At 55.0% G+C, this 17,218-nt stretch carries 15 protein-coding genes and 1 pseudogene; 4 read left to right on the top strand and 12 right to left on the bottom strand.

Going from position 1 to position 17,218, the window contains the following annotated elements; genetic code table 11:
• Positions 1–15: 15 nt before the first annotated feature.
• The 9 genes and pseudogenes from MKR05_RS07000 to tssK all read right to left on the bottom strand — a co-directional run bounded on the left by MKR05_RS07000 (position 16) and on the right by tssK (position 11,072).
• Positions 16–1,125, bottom strand: coding sequence for a hypothetical protein (locus MKR05_RS07000; protein WP_050533284.1), 1,110 nt, complete (start codon positions 1,123–1,125; stop codon positions 16–18).
• Positions 1,126–1,127: 2 nt separating this feature from the next.
• Positions 1,128–1,388 (bottom strand): PAAR domain-containing protein, encoded by a 261-nt coding sequence (locus tag MKR05_RS06995; RefSeq protein ID WP_060592484.1) that lies wholly within the window; start codon positions 1,386–1,388, stop codon positions 1,128–1,130.
• A 144-nt stretch (positions 1,389–1,532) separates the two neighbouring features.
• Positions 1,533–2,651: a T6SS immunity protein Tli4 family protein gene (locus MKR05_RS06990; RefSeq protein WP_224252757.1), complete on the bottom strand. Its 1,119-nt coding sequence runs from the start codon at positions 2,649–2,651 to the stop codon at positions 1,533–1,535.
• On the bottom strand, positions 2,620–4,389 hold the full coding sequence (locus MKR05_RS06985; RefSeq protein WP_064157465.1) for a lipase/acyltransferase domain-containing protein: 1,770 nt from the start codon (positions 4,387–4,389) through the stop codon (positions 2,620–2,622). The genes MKR05_RS06990 and MKR05_RS06985 overlap by 32 nt, the downstream gene beginning before the upstream one ends.
• A 25-nt stretch (positions 4,390–4,414) precedes the next feature.
• On the bottom strand, positions 4,415–6,919 hold the full coding sequence (locus MKR05_RS06980) for a type VI secretion system Vgr family protein (protein ID WP_131096005.1): 2,505 nt from the start codon (positions 6,917–6,919) through the stop codon (positions 4,415–4,417).
• A 150-nt stretch (positions 6,920–7,069) separates the two neighbouring features.
• Positions 7,070–7,194: pseudogene (locus MKR05_RS06975) on the bottom strand (hypothetical protein).
• Between the two features lie 186 nt (positions 7,195–7,380).
• Positions 7,381–9,078, bottom strand: coding sequence for an OmpA family protein (locus MKR05_RS06970; protein WP_284118160.1), 1,698 nt, complete (start codon positions 9,076–9,078; stop codon positions 7,381–7,383).
• A gap of 3 nt (positions 9,079–9,081) precedes the next feature.
• The gene (gene tssL, locus MKR05_RS06965) at positions 9,082–9,735 is read right to left on the bottom strand and encodes a type VI secretion system protein TssL, short form (RefSeq protein ID WP_023290170.1); all 654 of its coding nucleotides are present in this window, start codon (positions 9,733–9,735) and stop codon (positions 9,082–9,084) included.
• The gene (gene tssK / locus MKR05_RS06960) at positions 9,732–11,072 is read right to left on the bottom strand and encodes a type VI secretion system baseplate subunit TssK (RefSeq protein ID WP_032453324.1); all 1,341 of its coding nucleotides are present in this window, start codon (positions 11,070–11,072) and stop codon (positions 9,732–9,734) included. Before tssK ends, tssL begins: the two co-directional genes overlap by 4 nt.
• Positions 11,073–11,671: 599 nt before the next feature.
• On the opposite strand from tssK, the gene MKR05_RS06955 reads away from it, so the two are divergent.
• Positions 11,672–12,001: a gamma-glutamylcyclotransferase family protein gene (locus MKR05_RS06955; protein WP_065813353.1), complete on the top strand. Its 330-nt coding sequence runs from the start codon at positions 11,672–11,674 to the stop codon at positions 11,999–12,001.
• Positions 12,002–12,116: 115 nt separating this feature from the next.
• Positions 12,117–12,656 (top strand): DUF2058 domain-containing protein, encoded by a 540-nt coding sequence (locus MKR05_RS06950; protein ID WP_023290173.1) that lies wholly within the window; start codon positions 12,117–12,119, stop codon positions 12,654–12,656.
• Between the two features lie 24 nt (positions 12,657–12,680).
• Here MKR05_RS06950 and MKR05_RS06945 read toward each other — a convergent pair whose 3' ends face one another.
• Positions 12,681–13,379 (bottom strand): RluA family pseudouridine synthase, encoded by a 699-nt coding sequence (locus MKR05_RS06945; RefSeq protein ID WP_032428902.1) that lies wholly within the window; start codon positions 13,377–13,379, stop codon positions 12,681–12,683.
• A 191-nt stretch (positions 13,380–13,570) separates the two neighbouring features.
• On the opposite strand from MKR05_RS06945, the gene MKR05_RS06940 reads away from it, so the two are divergent.
• The gene (locus tag MKR05_RS06940) at positions 13,571–14,053 is read left to right on the top strand and encodes a cold-shock protein (protein ID WP_004203243.1); all 483 of its coding nucleotides are present in this window, start codon (positions 13,571–13,573) and stop codon (positions 14,051–14,053) included.
• A 114-nt stretch (positions 14,054–14,167) separates the two neighbouring features.
• Complete coding sequence (locus MKR05_RS06935) at positions 14,168–15,067, top strand: LysR family transcriptional regulator (RefSeq protein ID WP_023290175.1); 900 nt, start codon at positions 14,168–14,170, stop codon at positions 15,065–15,067.
• Here the strand turns inward: MKR05_RS06935 and MKR05_RS06930 are convergent.
• Entirely contained in the window at positions 15,042–15,851 is an 810-nt protein-coding gene (locus tag MKR05_RS06930; protein ID WP_238874816.1) for a substrate-binding domain-containing protein, read from the bottom strand. The two genes, MKR05_RS06935 and MKR05_RS06930, sit on opposite strands and share 26 nt — an antisense overlap.
• 11 nt (positions 15,852–15,862) lie before the next feature.
• Complete coding sequence (locus tag MKR05_RS06925; protein WP_044523912.1) at positions 15,863–17,158, bottom strand: MFS transporter; 1,296 nt, start codon at positions 17,156–17,158, stop codon at positions 15,863–15,865.
• Positions 17,159–17,218: the final 60 nt, after the last annotated feature.

The following is a 17,218-nucleotide window of genomic DNA, read 5'->3' as shown; positions in this document are numbered from 1 at the left end:
TTGAATTTCCCGCCGTCATAAAAATAACTCCCTGGTGATCAGGCAAAGTGAGTACTTATTTTTTCGCTGCTGTGAAATAAGCAACTGCATTTCACCGGTATGAACAGCTGCATCAACCATCAGTGCGACAGAAACGGGAAATGACAATGGTCCGCCAGGTCCGAAGGTATGATCCAGCAAATGACACGGCAGTTTTGCCGGTAACTGCCATTGCTGCTCTCCGGCATATTGAACGATTTTCGCCCGTTCATCATTATCAACTCCTGTCAACCAGATATGATGTAAGTCTGTGTTGTTTAGCCTGTTATATTCAGACAATATATCCAGTGCGCTGGTTAACGAATCAGCGGATAAGACCCTTCCCATCCCGGCCATAACTGGCAGCTTATGTACTGAGGAAAACGAAACTAATGTAATAATCTGTCCAGAAATAAATTCGCTGTGCTTTTTGTTGTTATCAGTAAACCAGTCCTGAATACAAAGCAGAAGAATAAGTCCCTTCTGTTCTGAATCAACCTGAATATCATCAACTGAATTAATATACTCCGGGTATAAATCCCATTGTTTATAAACAGCCTGACTAACCGATAACTGCTGACTCACGCCAGGAAGAAGAATTTTTATCGCATATAAAAAATGGCGATATCCTGGACACTGTTTCTCTACCTGGGCATCAATATATTCCAGCCGGTTATTCAATCCAGCAAGAACAGTATGCAAAGACCGGGCCTTGCGCGGATAAGCGGGTATATCCGCATAATCTCCCAGAAGGGCAGCAATTCCGTCTTTTTCCGGTGTCAGCACAATATTACCCACAACAACCCATTGCTGCCTGCACCAGCGTTGCCAGTGTGATCTCGTCCGCTCAGATTCTTTATTCCACAATAGTGTGTCATTAACAGACTTTTCATAGCGATGCCAGATAACACCGAAGAAACACAACCAGATAAAAAATGCCGGTAGCACACCATACAGAATCACCTGCCCGTAACTGGTGACTCTGCCGACAAATAATACCAGAGTTCCTCCAGCCGCCAGCATAATGAAAAGAATCACACCCCATGTTTTGTATTCAGGACAAGGAAGTGGGTTTTTCTCCGGTATATCAGGAACAGGCCATTGCATAATTATGACTCAATACTGTTTTCGGTATAAGAACTGATAACACGGCAACCACATTCACAGAGGCAATTATCCACAACAATAAATACGCCCTCCTCTGATGCCGTGGAATCACCTTCAATAATACGACCGGAACCATGTTTCGGGCAGGATACAAGGTCACCAACCAGTGCAACCTGAATACCATTAATAAACATAGTGGAAGATGCTGAAATGACTTTACCGCCATGAGTAGTGGCATCTCCCAGACAGACTAATGCTGGCATAATATTTATCCTATATTAAACGGATAGAAAGCATAATTGTATCACAGATAACAATACTTTCATTTAAACAATATTAAGAACAGTGTTCATAAACCAGTGGAATTACCATCACCTAAGTAAATTACAGATCCATTCAAAAAATGATCACCAGGATTTATGGTACTCCAGTGTTTCTGTTATATGCTGCCAGACTGCAACCAGTTCAGGCTCACTTAATATCTCACCCGAGCTATTGTCCCGTGATGTGTATCTCATATTCACGGTCAGCGGCATCATTCCCCCAACCCTGCCCTCATTAATTCTCAGCGTAAAGGCATAACTTATAATGGGAATACCCTCTGATATCTGGTTCTCTCTGACCAGCCATTCAACGACATCGAGACCATTCACTTTTCTGCTACCTTTATACAGCGTGGTACCATAGGAATTTTCCATTACTCGATGATCTTTTTTTAGCAAAGGAGTTCCAATGTAAGTGCTGTTATCCGTATTGAAATAAACTTTAATTCCATATCTGTTTATATACTTCACCGTCATTTCATATTCCCCAAGCAGTGACTCTTTCACCTCACCATATTTTATGGCCAGATTGTTCCCCTGCGGGCGCTGATTATCTTTCCGGGGGTGCAGACTTGATAATATACTGAGTAAAAGAGATTTTTTTTCTGGAATATCATAACGATAGCTACTTTTAAAAGTTTCCCTGTCTCGATCATATTTTGAAGATCTGCCATCTCTGGCCTTCATAGTTATTTTAAATGTAACTCCATCATCCCATCGGTAAGCCTCAAGAATTCTTGAGACATCAGAGTAATATCTTTCTTCCATCCTCTCAAATAATACCCCACTCATTCCTGATGGTAATATTTCGGTTTTTTTCAAAAAAGGTGCATCATCAGAACTATCTGGTCGTGTATTTTTAAGTTCTTCTTTATATCGATTAAGAAATTGCTCAAAAGGTGGATAATATTGCTGTTTACTCTCAATTTTAGTCATATCTGACCCCTGTATGAACATAAACATCTCTGGTGCCGGGGTAAACTCTGCTGGCAAAGCAACAGAATAGTAACCAAAATACCGGGTTTCTGGCTGTTGTAAAAGTGTACTGACCATCTGCTGTTCCTTATCGGTAAGTGAATAAGAGTAATTATTATTGTGATATATAAAAAAACCGGTCACGACCAGTAAAGTAATCAGTAATGATATCACCACGCCAGGCTGGTGGGTCAGATTATTCCGTATATGCCATTTCTTCATCATCATTGACCTGCTGGGCTATTTTAATAATTGAACGCAATGTAAAAGCCAGACTGGTTTCATTACGGTAGGCTGCTTCATGAGATACATTGACACTCAACCTTTCCTTTACAAAGCGATCGGGGATTTTTCCGGCCCGTAACGGCACGGTACCATCGCCATTTTCACTGGAATCCTGCAGGGTAAAACATTGACCTATATAGACATATTCTGAATTATAATTTTTCATATAACCAGAGCCATGAGAAGAAACCTTCCAGCTCTGCTCTTTTTCGGAAAGGGTATCTGCTACCGTCCTTTTCTCCTTTATCTCCCGGTAATCCAGGCGTCCGTCATTGAGAATATATTTTTTCTTTAAAACAGCGGCATCTCCAATGGCAATGCTTCCTTTCCAGCGAGCAATTTCTTGTGTTAGATATGCTGGAGGAATAACAATATCAGATACTTTCCCATAAAAAGAATAAGTATTAGGATGATACTTGCCAGTTATTTTATCATGAAACTCCTTAACTTTAGCCATAATGCCAGAATAGATTTCCCAATCAGCCTCGATTTGAATTTTATCCAATGAAACATTGTAAGGATTCAACAAGTTTTCATCGATCAACTTCCACCAGACATCCCTTTTTAAATAAAGATTTGCATAAGGATTATTCCCTGGTAGCGACGTGGTTACACCATGACGATCGGTTATTTTAAGCCAGTCAGTACCATAGTCCACGGATGGCAGCAGCTCCAGTGGTCCGGCAGACTGGGAACAAATTGCCGTCATTTCTGCTGCATTCCGCCCAAGTATCTGTGATGTAATATATCCCTTTGCACTTGATTCAGGATTCTCGGTTCCGCGTTTCATACGTGTGTAAGCAGGCGCTGCGCCAGTTGAAGGCATCACTCCGTGTACAATCCCGTAGATATTTTGATTACCTGTACCACCGTCCAGGTCCAGACACTCTGAATAATATCTTGCTACCAGCCCCCCCATTGAGTGGGTGACCAGAATGACTTTATGGCATTTCATACCTCTGTTTTTATAACCCTGAACAATCTTATTAATACGGGACTTCAGATGGTCCGCTGATTTCATATTAGAACCGAGCCAGTTATACCCCATTGCATGGACAGGAAACTGATATTGCTTCATGACTTCAAGAGCCTGTTCATCCAGAGAATCACTATTCCCACTACTACAAAACTCAACCCCCAGCGCTTCAGTAATTAATTTTTTATAAATCGCATTAAGAGGACTATCTTTACAAGGCTTATCCCGAAATAAAGCTAGCTGGAGTAAATCAAGAAACGAACCATAGCTGGCTGCGGCAACTTCCCCCCAACCACGGGCAGCACGTGTGCCAAAAAGCTTTGTTTCCGGATCGTTTTCCTGGGCCTTTTTAAGCGCAGCGCCCAGACGGTCTATTGATTCTGAATCGTATTTATTGACAGGATTGTCAAGCATTATCTGACTTTGCTGTTCCTGTTGCTGTGACGAAATAATCACTCCACGGTTATCAACCTGAACTCTGTCAGGATGGAGCAGTTTCTTTCTCTCTTCTGGTCCGGAACCGGGTAATGACCAGCCTATTAATGACAAATCATCATCATATCGCCAGATAACATTATCATCACCGTCTTTCAGGTTACTCCCCATAACTCCCGGAATAAAAACAACAGGGATAATGCGATAGTCATTAATTGTCACTGAACCAATTTTATTCTTTGCGCTGAGATCCGTACTTATTGTGGTCATATACTGTTTGCTCTCTGTCTGTTTTTTAGTTTTTCAGATTATCAGGACTTTCCACTTTTATTTCCTCAACAAAGAGACCGCTCTGTTTTGGCAAACGTCCCTCACCATCAGTTATCATCTCTGTTGTGCTTCCATCATCGCGGGTAACAAGGACTTTCTGATTTTTTGCCAGTTTACCGGTCTGCTCCCAGCGCACCTCTGGCGTAACAGCAAAATCCGCACTATCCCACTGCTGAACCGCCTCAGTGATACTTTGCCCGCCAAATTTCTGCCACACCGCGCCGCGTTCGATAATTTTATCCGGGGCCGCGCACTCTACCGTGCCATCAGCTATCCGGATATAGCCCCCACCGCTGGTCAGAATAATTTCTTTTTTGGCACTGATGATGATTTTCCCTTCACTACTACTAACCCGGATATCTTTAAGCGCATCCAGCGTCATTTCATCCCCCTGAGCCTGAATCTCTACTTTTCCTTTACTGGCAAACAGTTTGATACCCAGCTTCTGGGCATACAGGCCGATTCTTTCTCCTGCCGCAACAGTCAATTTTTTCAGAATACTGAAATCGGTATTACCACCGCTTGTTGCTGTAATGTTTTCTCCAGCTGATAATTGCAGGGATTTCGGCGTCACTTGCGCTATCCCTTCAGGGGCAGAAAGCAACAGCGCTGATTTCCTGAGTTCTGTCAGTGTCTCGTTCAACAGGGTTTTCTGCGTTTGCAGGTCCGCCAACTCTGCTTTCGCGATTTCTGCTGCGCTGCTTAACGATTCCGCCAGATTCTGTGCCTGCCGGAGCTGGCTCAAGGCAGCAGACATATCCAGCATCATTCCTCTGGCCGATTGCTGTGGGTCCGCCGTAATAAACACTCCCGCACCGCCCCGGATGCTCACCCATTTATCCGTACGCAGTTCCGCCCCCTCGCCCCGCAACTCCCTCTGCGCATTCACGTTATGCCCCAGGTTGAGCTGCGTCTTGCCGCCGTAATCGGTGCTGAGCTTGATATGCTCCTCGCCGCGCTTGTCCTCCATTCGCAGCTTATTATTGGCCGGAGTACGAATCACATTTCGGGTGCTGTTCTTTTCCGTCACAGGGTCAACATGCCGCGAGTCGTGCAGCGCATGAGCGATATACGGCCGGTCGGGATCGCCTTCGTGGAACGCTATCGCCACTTCCGTTCCCTGAATCAGCGGGAAGTGAAAGCCGTACACGTCGCCGCCATAGGGTTTGGCGAGACGCACCGGCATGCTTTCCTGACCCTGCCCTTTATCATCTCTGTCAGCGTCAAATTTCACCCGGTACAGGCCGGACGCATCCTGCCAGGCGTAGATATCATTCGCCTTCGCGCTGGTCACCCGCGCCGTCATGGTGCCAGTCACCTTCGGGCGCGGCAGCAGCGGCGGACGCCAGCACAATGTTTCGCTGTAGGGCACCGCCAGCAGGGTCACCCGCAGCGCCTCCCGGCGGCTGGCGGTAAAACCGGTGCCGGTGATTAACAGCGAATCCTGCACGGGCGCAGGCAGGGTCGACGGCAGGCTGTCGGTGAGGGTCAGCACCTGGGCCGGCGCCAGCCAGGCTGCCGTACTGCTCGCGGTAATCAGCGTCTGGCGAGCGAGAAAACGCTCATGGTCGAGACGGGCATAGAAGTTGGCGGTCTCCGCCTGCGGGTCGATTTTATCGCCCCGCTCCCGGTGGCGAAGCTTATAGTGGTATACCTCTCCGTAAGTGATGCCTTCACCATTTCCCTGGGTCATATCCGCTGTTGCCGACTGGAGAACGCTCTGCGCATCGCGGGGGTTATAATCCCGGGTAGTGACGTTCGCCTCTACGACGTTGTGCGTGATGTTCAGACCCCATATCGATTCCGCACCGCTGTCGCTCATCCCGGACGGGCTGTTAACCGGCAGTGTCTTATCGAACATCAGCGCCCGCTGCGCGTCGGCGAAGTGGACCACTTCGCTCTGGGCCTCTTCCTGCAGGGTGAAGAAATAAAATATCCCCACCTCTGCCAGCAGGCGCTGGATAAACGCCAGGTCACTCTCCTGATACTGATTAATTTGCTCGCGCCGCGGATAGTGTTGCTTGAGATTAAACTCATACTCCCAGTCATGCAGGTGATGTTCCTGCAATACCTGCTTCACCACTTCCGGCACCGATTTATTGACGAAGAAACGATGGGTGCGGAACTGTTTGTCCAGCAGCGAGAGGAAGGGTTCGAGGGTTATCATGTACTCTGCCTGGTCGGCAGAGCCACTGATACGCTCAAAATGCGTGACCACGCCATGCACCCGTTTGCATTCGGTCAGGCTCTGTAATATGCCGCCGCCCATCGTCAGCGTCGCCGGTTTGCTCAGTAACTGGCTGGTGTCGATATTTTTATCCGTGCTGGTGAAATAAATTGTCCAGAGATACGTTTCACTGAGTTTTTCTGCACCGCTGAATTCTTCCACATCCAGCGATGCAGTACATGACGGAATATCCAGCTGGTAACGGTTGAGGGTGGTGCCGGTAATTATTGAAGAGGTATCCATTATATTCCTGTTTTACTCCGCTGTAATGACTATCAAAAATCAATTCACAGGACGCCCTGTTTAATTTTGTTTAATGATAATCATCTCATTCATCATAAATATATTTATGTGCATATCGATATCTCAGATACCCCACCAGGAACTTCATTACTAAAAGGCAACCCCAGGGATATTTATATTCACTGACTGAGAAATAAAAAGAGCAGCCAGAAACCGGAACCTTCAACGTTTAACGCTGCCAGCATTTCTCTGGCAATGTCCTTAGCGCTGTCGATGCAGATCTCCTTTATCCATCCCACCGTCCCGCACTTCACCCCCGCAGAGGCCCCACTTGCCGACAAGATTGACTGGCTGCAGGCACGCTACCGCCCATCGCTATTTCCTGTTTATCAGGGACCCGTAGCGCACAGGGTCAGGCAGGCAGATTGTTGTTGTTCAACGTCCGCGATCGGGGTCGCGGATTACTCGGTTTCGTTTTTTAATGCGGCAGCCCCGGCTCCTGAGGTATTAGCCGTGCCCGGCGTCAGACAGGCGTCCTTCTGCGGGACCAGACTGATCTCCACCCGGCGATTTTGCGCCCGCCCGTCTGGCGTCTCGTTGCTGGCGACAGGACGACTTTCGCCGTAGCCCTGCACCGCAAAACAGCTCTCCGGCACATCGCCGGTATCGCGCATCCAGTCGCGGACCGCCTCGGCACGCTTCAGAGAGAGCTGTTGATTGGATCTATCGTTGCCGATGCTATCGGTATGGCCTGCCACCACGATCAGCCAGCCGGATTTCGCCTTAATGCCCAGCAGCGAGTTCACCAGCAGCTTTGTCGAACCCGGTTTCAGCGTCGATTTGCCGGTATCGAACAGCGCCATGCTATCGAGGCGGATCGTCTGCGGCCCCTGCACAACCTGCTTAATGACCGGACGCGGCGGCGGGGGCGGCGCCCAGTCATTGATCGCGGCTTCCACGAAGGGGATCAGCCGCAATCCCTGATACAACCCCAGCCGGTAACGCAGCGGCTCTCCCCGACGCAGCCAGTCATCCAGCTGGCGGCTGTCGGTACGCAGACGCTGCTGCGCCTGCAGCTTCGGCATCGGCGGCGTGCCGCTGAGGCGGTAGTACACCGCCAGATGATCGCCGACGCTGCGCACCAGGCGCTGGTTGTTGATAAAGGAAGCCAACATCGCCAGCGCCAGAAAGAGGAAGCCCACGCCAGCGGCAAGACCGGCATCGCGCATCCGGCGGCTGACCCCGTGGCGGTGCGGCAGTGACGACAGAAGAAGATCCGGCAGCGGGTGAGGACCTGGCGCCGCGGCGTTGCCCGGGGAGAGCGTGGTGATCCCGGCGATTTGCTGTTGCCAGAGGTTATTTGCCACCGCCGTCACCGGCGTCAGGCAGATGCCCATGGCGCACAGGTCCAACGGCGAAAGTTCCGCCTGGCGAGTGCTTAGTGGCCGGAAAAGAACGTTTTCTGCCAACGCCAGAATGCTCTCCAGCCACAGCGTATGATGCAGGCGTGAGGCAGAGCTGCCCCCTCGCTGCCAGTCGGCAATCGACTGGGGCGCTTGTCCCTTCTGCCGCACCTGGAGACCAGGCCGATCCGGCGTGACGGTAAACCAGCGGCTTTCCGCTGCCTGGCCGCCAGGCGGCGTCACCCAGAACACGCTCCACACCGGCGGCAGACCGTTTAACCAGGTTCGGCACTGAACAATACTCCGCCGCCAGTCGCGTAGCGACTGCACCAGGTGCTCCCCGGCGGTGTGGTGCTCCGGTACCACCGCCAGCAGCACGGAAACCTGCGATACCAGCGCTGGACGCGCCGCCGCCAGGTACTGCGCCAGCAGCGGCAACTGCTCCGCGCTTTCCCCCCGTAGATACCAGCCGAGGCGGATTTCGCAGTGCGCCGAACGCCCGGGAAACAGACCGTCGGTATCCCCGCAGACCAGAACCACCGCCCCCTGAAAATCCTCGGGCGGCAGGACGATTTCCGATCGCTGACGGCTGACTGCCCGGCGACGCTGACGCCAGAGCGCCGCGCCGCCCACCAGCAGGATGCACAGACTGACGATCACCTGGTTGCCGATGGACAGCGGCCAGAAGCCCAGCACCAGCCACAGGGCCAGGATGACGGTCAGTAGCGTAAGCAGACGCCGGGCGTTATCACGCATCTCTTATCCCTGCCCTGCTATCTGCGCCACCATCTGTGACAGCATGGAGGAGAAGGTCAACCACAGCGCCGCCAGCGCCACAATGCCAGCCGCCCAGCCGCACCAGTACATCCGCCGTCCGCTGCGCAGCCGGGAGGCACGAACCACCACCGGCGCCTCCTGGGTTATGCTGAACGGCGGAACCCGCGCGCCAAGCGCATGCGCTACATCCTCACGCCGTTCGTCATCCTGGGCGCGGTACTCTCCTACAAACCCCAGCTGCAAAGTACGAAAGAAGCAGGTCAGCACTGCCGCATCCGCCGCGGGCTCTCGTAGCAGCTGGCGGATCCGTTCCCAGAGCTCTTCCCCGGCGTTGAGGGTGCTGAAAAAGCGCGCCTGCAGCGGATCCTTGCGCCACCTGCGCCAGCCATCATCCTGACTGGCGCGGTTAAGGACGCTCTCATCAAGCAGCGCGCAGTAGGCATAGAGCATCTGCTCAGCGCTGGCTTCACTGACGCCTGCCGCCGCCAGCGCCTCTCGCGCCTCGGTCACCCATCGACAGGCCTGACGATAGAGCGCCTCGCCATCGGTCACCGGCTGGCCGCAGCGTAACTGACTGACCATCAGCCAGCCCGGGTAAAAGGTTTTGTTGATCAGATCGCTTTCAGAGATATTCATGAGCGCAGTACCGCAAAGAGTTCAAGTTTCACGTCGCCAAGCGATTCCGGGGTATAGAAGGTGCAGTTGCCAGCCTCCAGCATCGCGCGGGCGGCATCCGTGGAGAGATCCAGAGCGAAATATTGGTTTTCCAGACGTAGCGGAATGGCCGCCGGCACGTGGCTCAGCGGTTTGATCGCGATGCCGCTGAGGGCAATGTTGACGACCTCGGCGACATCATCATGGCTACCCGCCTTACAGAGCTGCGGAAAGCGGCTCTGTAGCTGGTGAGGGGGGAGTGAAGAGCGCACCGACAGATAAAAATCCGCCCCCTCGCGCAGCCGTGCATCGTGCAGCCTCCCCCGCCAGATCTCCCGGTCAGCACCCTGCTCCAGCGCGATGGCGATCACCCTTGAGGGCAAGCTGACTTCGAGCAGCGTATCCAACAGGGCAAACAGCGGTGGGAATACCTGCTCCGGCGAGGCATGCCGGTAGCGGGGGATCGCGTCCAGATGATGTTCAAGAGAGAAGGTCAGCAGACTGCCGGCCAGCCTGGCCAGTTCACGATAGAGCAGCTCCGGATGGCGCGAAGGGTCCTGATGCAGCTCGCTGAGCACCGGCTCGGCGCTGTTCAGTGCGTTGAGCAGCCAGAACAGGGAAACATCCGCCACGGCAAAATCAGCCATCCGCGCATTGCTTTCACGGCGCATGGCCATCAGGCGTCTGCGTCGGGCCTGCAGGCGATGTAGCAGCTCGCCCAGCTCGCTGACCAGCGTCGGGCTTGCGGCCAGCGACAGCAGCGGCGGGATGAATTTCGGGTCAAAGATCCACTGCCCCTGGGCGTCGCGTACCAGACGCGCTACCGGGCAGGTTAGGAAGGCTGCGTTTTCTTCGATGGAGAGACGCAGCGTCAGCGTGTGCCGCAGGACGGCCAGCTCGCTGCGTTCATGGCCTGCCAGCTCCTGCACGGTCACCTGCTCGGCGCGCCAGCGGCGCGGGCGGGCGCTTTCCTGGCCGTCATCAAGATTGCCGCCGCTGGCGCTGAGCAGCGGCAGAGCGAGCAGAACCTCCACGTTGTCCTGCATCACGTCCGATACATCGCGGACCGGTGGCAAAATATCCGCCAGCTCGGTGTCAATCAGTGCGCCGTCGGCGAAACGCACGATCAGCCGGGTGGCGTTGAGCCGGGAAAGGGTGAGCGCGCTGGCGTCAAACTCCGCGCGCAATACCCCCCAGGGGTGGGCGAGCGCCATGCGGGAGACCGTATCGGCGACGTGCGCGTCCCAGCGGGCCTGTTGCTGAAACTGCTGCGGAACCAGAAAAGCCCCATCGCGCCATAATGGGCGGAAAATCTTCATCGCACCTCCTGTGCCTTTCACTTTCATCTGTCTGCAGACAGGACCAAATGCCCGGTGGGATATCCTTCATATACCTTGCGTTCGCCTCAGCCCCTGCATTTGCTCTGGCCTGTTCATCACTAGCGGTTTTTCTCCCGAAGGTCGTTCGGCTCGATTGATTGCCTGCCGCTTCAAGGACAGGAAATATCTCCCCTGCCCGCGAGAATTTCGAAATCAGATGGTATTTTTTGTTCAAGGGAGGTTTATCTTAAAGTGAAATAGCCAGGGGAGGTAACGCCTGGCCCTAAATAATATCTGAATTCAACCCAAGGAAGTTTTATAATTCCTCTTCATTCCATTCACGCAGCTTATTCCATAAGCCGTCCATTTATTATTTCGCTATTAAATATTATTTATATTCACCTGCAAATAATAAAAAAAACTCAACACTAAAATTGTCACTGCAGTAAATATGCCACCGACAGCGCCGGCGCCTGAATCTCCCCCGGCATCAGAGAGATGCCTGACCCCCACCCGGCCATTGCCAGGCGCTGAATTACCCCGTATTTTGGTTTTCCGCTCCGCTGGGGGCGGGTATCAGGGCGAACGAGAGAGAGAAAATGAAACCGCTATTTGTCTATGGGACGCTCTGTCCCGGTCGCAGTAATGCGCATATTCTGGAGGCGATCGGGGGCGAGTGGCGTCCGGGCTACGTTACCGGTACCTTTTTCGCGCGCGGCTGGGGCGCAGCTGCTGATTTTCCGGGGATCGTCCTCGATGCCAACGGCCCGCGGGTCAACGGTTATCTGTTCCTGTCCGACCGGCTGGCGGCGCACTGGCCCATGCTGGACGACTTTGAGGAGGGGTACGATCGGGTGTCGGTGGAGGTGACCACCGACGATGGACAGCAGGTCAGCGCCTGGATTTATCAGCTCCAGCCCCGGGAGTAATCCCCGGCCAGTCTCGCGCTACCGGGCACAGCGGCCCAGTACGTCCGCGGGTCTGGCGTCGTTTCCGCCAATGCAGGTATACTTGCCAGATGTTTCCTAAGCTTCAGATACGCAAATGACAAAACTTACCTTACAAGAGCAGATGCTCAAAGCCGGCCTGGTCAGCAGCAAAAAAATGGCCAAAGTCCAGAGAACGGCGAAAAAATCCCGCGTGCAGGCCCGTGAGGCCCGGGAAGCGGTGGAAGAGAATAAAAAAGCCCAGCTGGAGCGCGATAAACAGCTCAGCGAGCAGCAAAAGCAGGCGGTGCTGGCGAAAGAGTATAAAGCTCAGGTCAAGCAGCTGATTGAGATGAACCGCATTACGGTCGCCCGGGGCGATATCGGCTTTAACTTTACCGATAATAATCTGATCAAAAAAATCATGGTCGACAAGACCACCCAAACCCAGCTGATTAACGGTCGCCTGGCGATTGCCCGCCTGGCGGTGGATAACAAACCTGAAGGGGAATATGCAATTATTCCGGCGATTGTGGCTGAGAAAATTGCCCAGCGCGATGCCAGCAGCATCGTGTTGCACAGCGCCCTGAGCCAGGATGAGCAGGATGAAGACGATCCGTACGCCGACTTTAAGGTGCCCGACGACCTGATGTGGTGATCGCGGGCTTCCGGCGGCAGGCGATCAGAACGAGCTTGCCTGCTGGATATGCATCGGCTCGCGACTGACGGGGTGGCGAAAACGCAGTTCGCTGGCGTGCAGCATCAGCCGCGGAGCCTGTTCCGTGCCCGGCAATTCCCGGCCGCCATACAGATCGCAGCCAAGGATCGGATAGCCCAGCAGCTGACAGTGGATCCGCAGCTGATGGGTGCGCCCGGTCTCCGGAGTGAGCGCCACCCTCGTCAGCGCCAGCGCCCTCTCCCCTTCCCGCGTCTGGTACATACGGTCAATTACCCGGTAGCGCGAACGCGCCGGTTTGCCGTGCCGGGCGCAGATCGACATGCGCGGGAAACGGGCCGGGTCTTTGGCGATCGCCGCCTCCACTATCCCTTCATCTTCCGGCAGATGACCGCACAGCAGCGCCGTATAGACCTTACCCACCGTGCGCTGACTGAACTGCTGGCACAGCGCGGCGTTAATCACCTTGTTGCGGGCGACCACCATCAGACCGGAAGTGCCGAAATCAAGGCGGTGTACCAGGGTGCAGCCCGGAAAGCGCTGGACCAGTCGATGATGCACGGAGTCGAGGTTGCGCGGATCTTTGCCTGACAGGCTCAGCAGCCCGGCAGGTTTATTGATCAGCAGCAGGTGTTCGTCCTGATACAGGAGGGTTATCTGCTCGCGGCACGGCGGAGCGACAAAGGTATCGATAATGGTGGACATCAGACGGCCCGAAGAAGGAGTGGCCGACGATAGTACCCCATTTTGCCCGCCGGTACGACGCTGGCGCACGATCCGCCCTCGCGGCGGCGTCATTTATCACCCACACTTATCGCAAAGGCATGGTCTGCGCAGGCAATGTGCTTTACACTGCGCGCTGCAAAATTTGAGTTAACCAACGAGTAAGAACGGTAATGGCGATGAACGGAACAATCACAACGTGGTTTAAAGATAAAGGTTTTGGATTTATCAAAGATGAAAACGGCGAAAACCGGTATTTTCATGTGATTAAGGTCGCCAATCCCGATCTCATCAAGAAAGACGCGGCGGTGACTTTTGAACCTACCACCAACAATAAAGGGCTGTCGGCCTACGCGGTGAAGGTCATTCCGGAAAGCAAATATATCTATATCGCCGGCGAGCGGCTGAAGCTGACCTCCATCAAATCCTATGTGGTTTACCGGGAAGAAGAGCCGGTCGAGACCCGCGTGGATAAAGAAAACGCGGTGCTATCGGTCGGGCTGCTGATGAACAGCATCCGGCCAAAATCCACGGTGCAGCCGGGAGAGATGCGCTCGGTGAAAAAGCTGGCGATCACCACCTTTCAGGGGACAACCCTGATCTTCTCGGAAGACGAAATCGATATCGATGCCACGGTAAAACTGCTCAAGGTATGACGACCCGGCGTGCGGTCAGCCGCGCGCCCAGTCACCTGCCGAGCCGATTTTCGTCGCCATCGCCCCTCACCGGACGGGGCGAGGCGCCAGACAGCCGATAAGGATGCCGCCGCCATGCCCGTAAATTTTGACTTCAACGATCTCTATGCCTTTCGCGCCCTGATGGAGTATGGCAGCTTTCGGCTGGCCGCAGAATCCATTTGCCTGTCGCAGTCGGCCCTCAGCCGCCGCATTGAAAAGCTGGAGACCGCGTTAGGCAACCGGCTGTTCGAGCGCACCACCCGCCGCGTGACCCTTACGCTGTATGGACAGAATTTTGCCGAACGTTCGGAGCAGCTGCTGGCCCACGTCGAGACGGTGCTGGCGGATATCAGCCAGGTCAGCAAGGCGCGAACCGGGCTGGTGACAGTGGCGACGGTACCTTCAGCCGCCTACTACTTTATGCCGGAAATCATCCGCAGCTTTCAGGCGCGCTTTCCCCAGGTGCGTATCCGGCTGATCGACAGCAGCGCCGGGAATGTCATTGAGGCGGTGAGCAGCGGACAGGCTGACTTTGGCCTCTGCTTTGCCAAAAACCTGCCGGCCAGCATCGAATTCACCCCGCTGGCCGACGACCGCTATGTCGCCGCCTGTCGGCACGACCATCCGCTGGCGAGCAGGACGCACCTCAGCTGGCAGGCATACTTTGAACAGGATTATATTGGCCTCGATCGGGTCTCCGGCAACCGGACGCTGCTCGACAGGGAGCTGGCGCATCTGACGCCGGCGCGGCCAAGCATTTGCGAAACCCGCCACGTCACCACGATGCTGGGGATGGTGGAAGCGGGCATCGGCATTGCCGCCGTGCCCGCGATGTCGATGCCCGCCGGGGAGCATTCCGTTCTCCGCGCCGTACCGCTTACCGAGCCGGTGGTCACCCGTACGGTAGGCCTGATCCGCCTCAGCGGCCGTATTCAGTCCTACGTGGCGGCAGAGCTGGAGAAGCTGATTATTGAACAGTATCCTTCTGGCTGACCGGCGCGGCGGCAGCTACGCTTCGCATACCGGTGGCGTGGATGGTCTCCTGCGCCGCCGGTGAGGCCAGATACGTCAGCAGCGCCTTTCCTTCCTGCGGGTGGTCGGCGCTGACGGTCACCGCCCCGGCAAAGCGGGTGATGTACTGCAGGTTATCCGGCAGTTCGCCGACAAAGGTCACGCCGGGCACCGGCAGCAGTTCGCTCACCTGCTGAAAACCGATCGAATACCGTCCCTTCGCCACTTCCGAGGCTACCGGAATACGCTCCACCATCTGCGCTTTGCTCTGCATCGCCTTATCAATGCCCAGGCGGTGGAACAGCGTCGAGCTGACATAGCGTCCGCTGGCGCTGTCGGAGTACGCGACCGACGGCGCAGCCAGCAGCGCCGCCCGCAGCTGGTCTGCGCTGCGGATAGCCGGCAGCGGCGCTCCCGCTTTCACCACCACGCCGATGGGCGAGTCGGCCAGCTCCCGGCGCGAATCCGGTTGCGTACGGCCCGCTTTCTCGAGGCCGGTCAGCGCGTCGCCGACCATAATCACCACGTCCGCGTGTTCGCCCCGCGCCAGGCGGTTAGGGATCGCCTGCGGCGTTTTTCCCATCGACGGCCCGGGGATCACCACGAGGTGGTTGCCGCTTTGTTTTTCCCATGCCGGGGCCAGCTTTTCCAGCGCCGCTTTGAAGCCGCCGGAGATCATCACGGTGACCTCAGCGGACAGCGCGCTGCCGCCGGTGGCGGCCAGCAGCAGCGTGGCCAGCAGGGTTCCTGTCGTTTTACGCATCATCATCTCCCTGATTAACGTGCCGTCTGCAGCGTAACGGCGCTGCGGCGATAGAGGTAGCAAGTGGCCAGCAGGCCGCAGACGGCGGCAAAGCTCATCCAGTAGCCTGGGGAAGCTTTATCACCGGTATATTCAATCAGCGCCGTGGAAATCACCGGCGTGAAGCCGCCAAACACCGCGGTCGCCAGGCTATAGGCCAGCGAGAAGCCTGCCACGCGCACTTCGGCGGGCATAATTTCGGTCAGCGCCGGGATCATCGCCCCGTTGTACATGCCGTAGATAAAGGACAACCACAGCAGCACGCTCAGCATCATCAAAAAGCTCGGCGCGTTCGCCAGCATGGTCAGCGCAGGCCACGCGGTAGCCAGCGCCAGCAGGGTCATGGCAATCAGCACCGGCCGGCGGCCAAAGCGGTCGGACAGCGCCCCGCCCACCGGCAGCCAGAAGAAGTTGGAAATCGCCACCAGCAGCGTGACCAGCAGGCTGTCCGAGGCGCTGAGCATCAGCACTTTTTTGCCAAAGGTCGGCGCATAGACGGTGATCAGATAGAACGCGGTGGTGGTCATCGCCACCATCATCATCCCGGCGATGACCACCTGCCAGTTCGCCAGCAGGGTGGCGAATACCTGGCGCATCGCCAGATGATGGCGGCGGGCAGTAAACTCCTGGGTCTCCTCCAGCTTACGGCGCAGCACAAAAATGAACGGGACGATCAGGCAGCCGAAAAGGAACGGAATACGCCAGCCCCAATCGCTGATGGCGCTCTGCTCCAGCACGGCGTTGAGGGCAAAGCCCATCGCGGCCGCCACCATAATGGCGACCTGCTGGCTGCCCGACTGCCAGCTGGTGTAAAACCCTTTGCGGCCCGGGGTGGCGATCTCGGCCAGATAGACGGATACCCCGCCCAGCTCAGCGCCGGCGGAGAAGCCCTGCAGCAGGCGGCCGATCAGCACCAGCAACGGCGCCCACAGGCCAATGGCCTGGTAAGAGGGGATCAGCACGATCAGGAAGGTGCCGGTGGCCATGATCGACAGGGTCACGATCAGCCCTTTGCGCCGCCCTACCTTGTCGATATAGGCGCCAAGCACGATGGCGCCGATGGGCCGCATCAGAAAGCCGGCGCCAAAGACCGCGAAGGTCATCATCAGCGAGGCGAATTCACTGCTCGCCGGAAAAAAGGTATGTGCGATGTAGGTGGCATAAAACCCGAACAGGAAAAAGTCGAACTGTTCGAGAAAGTTACCGGACGTGACGCGCAGAATGGCGCCGAGCCGGTCACGGGTACTCATCAGTGAGGTTGTCGAATGCATGCAGGTCTCCAGTTTGTTATCCACGCGTTGTCGCGCGCCTGTTGCTGAAGACTGAAACAG

This window comes from Klebsiella sp. K5-204, from assembly GCF_030128585.1.
Classification (GTDB): domain Bacteria; phylum Pseudomonadota; class Gammaproteobacteria; order Enterobacterales; family Enterobacteriaceae; genus Klebsiella; species Klebsiella quasipneumoniae.
This window is presented reverse-complemented; position numbering and strand designations above follow the sequence as displayed.

Coding starts and splice junctions, on each gene's coding strand:
- MKR05_RS07000 (WP_050533284.1), bottom strand. CDS start 1,125: ATGCAATGGCCTGTTCCTGATATACCGGAGAAAAACCCACTTCCTTGT.
- MKR05_RS06995 (WP_060592484.1), bottom strand. CDS start 1,388: ATGCCAGCATTAGTCTGTCTGGGAGATGCCACTACTCATGGCGGTAAA.
- MKR05_RS06990 (WP_224252757.1), bottom strand. CDS start 2,651: ATGATGATGAAGAAATGGCATATACGGAATAATCTGACCCACCAGCCT.
- MKR05_RS06985 (WP_064157465.1), bottom strand. CDS start 4,389: ATGACCACAATAAGTACGGATCTCAGCGCAAAGAATAAAATTGGTTCA.
- MKR05_RS06980 (WP_131096005.1), bottom strand. CDS start 6,919: ATGGATACCTCTTCAATAATTACCGGCACCACCCTCAACCGTTACCAG.
- MKR05_RS06970 (WP_284118160.1), bottom strand. CDS start 9,078: ATGCGTGATAACGCCCGGCGTCTGCTTACGCTACTGACCGTCATCCTG.
- tssL (WP_023290170.1), bottom strand. CDS start 9,735: ATGAATATCTCTGAAAGCGATCTGATCAACAAAACCTTTTACCCGGGC.
- tssK (WP_032453324.1), bottom strand. CDS start 11,072: ATGAAGATTTTCCGCCCATTATGGCGCGATGGGGCTTTTCTGGTTCCG.
- MKR05_RS06955 (WP_065813353.1), top strand. CDS start 11,672: ATGAAACCGCTATTTGTCTATGGGACGCTCTGTCCCGGTCGCAGTAAT.
- MKR05_RS06950 (WP_023290173.1), top strand. CDS start 12,117: ATGACAAAACTTACCTTACAAGAGCAGATGCTCAAAGCCGGCCTGGTC.
- MKR05_RS06945 (WP_032428902.1), bottom strand. CDS start 13,379: ATGTCCACCATTATCGATACCTTTGTCGCTCCGCCGTGCCGCGAGCAG.
- MKR05_RS06940 (WP_004203243.1), top strand. CDS start 13,571: ATGGCGATGAACGGAACAATCACAACGTGGTTTAAAGATAAAGGTTTT.
- MKR05_RS06935 (WP_023290175.1), top strand. CDS start 14,168: ATGCCCGTAAATTTTGACTTCAACGATCTCTATGCCTTTCGCGCCCTG.
- MKR05_RS06930 (WP_238874816.1), bottom strand. CDS start 15,851: ATGATGCGTAAAACGACAGGAACCCTGCTGGCCACGCTGCTGCTGGCC.
- MKR05_RS06925 (WP_044523912.1), bottom strand. CDS start 17,158: ATGCATTCGACAACCTCACTGATGAGTACCCGTGACCGGCTCGGCGCC.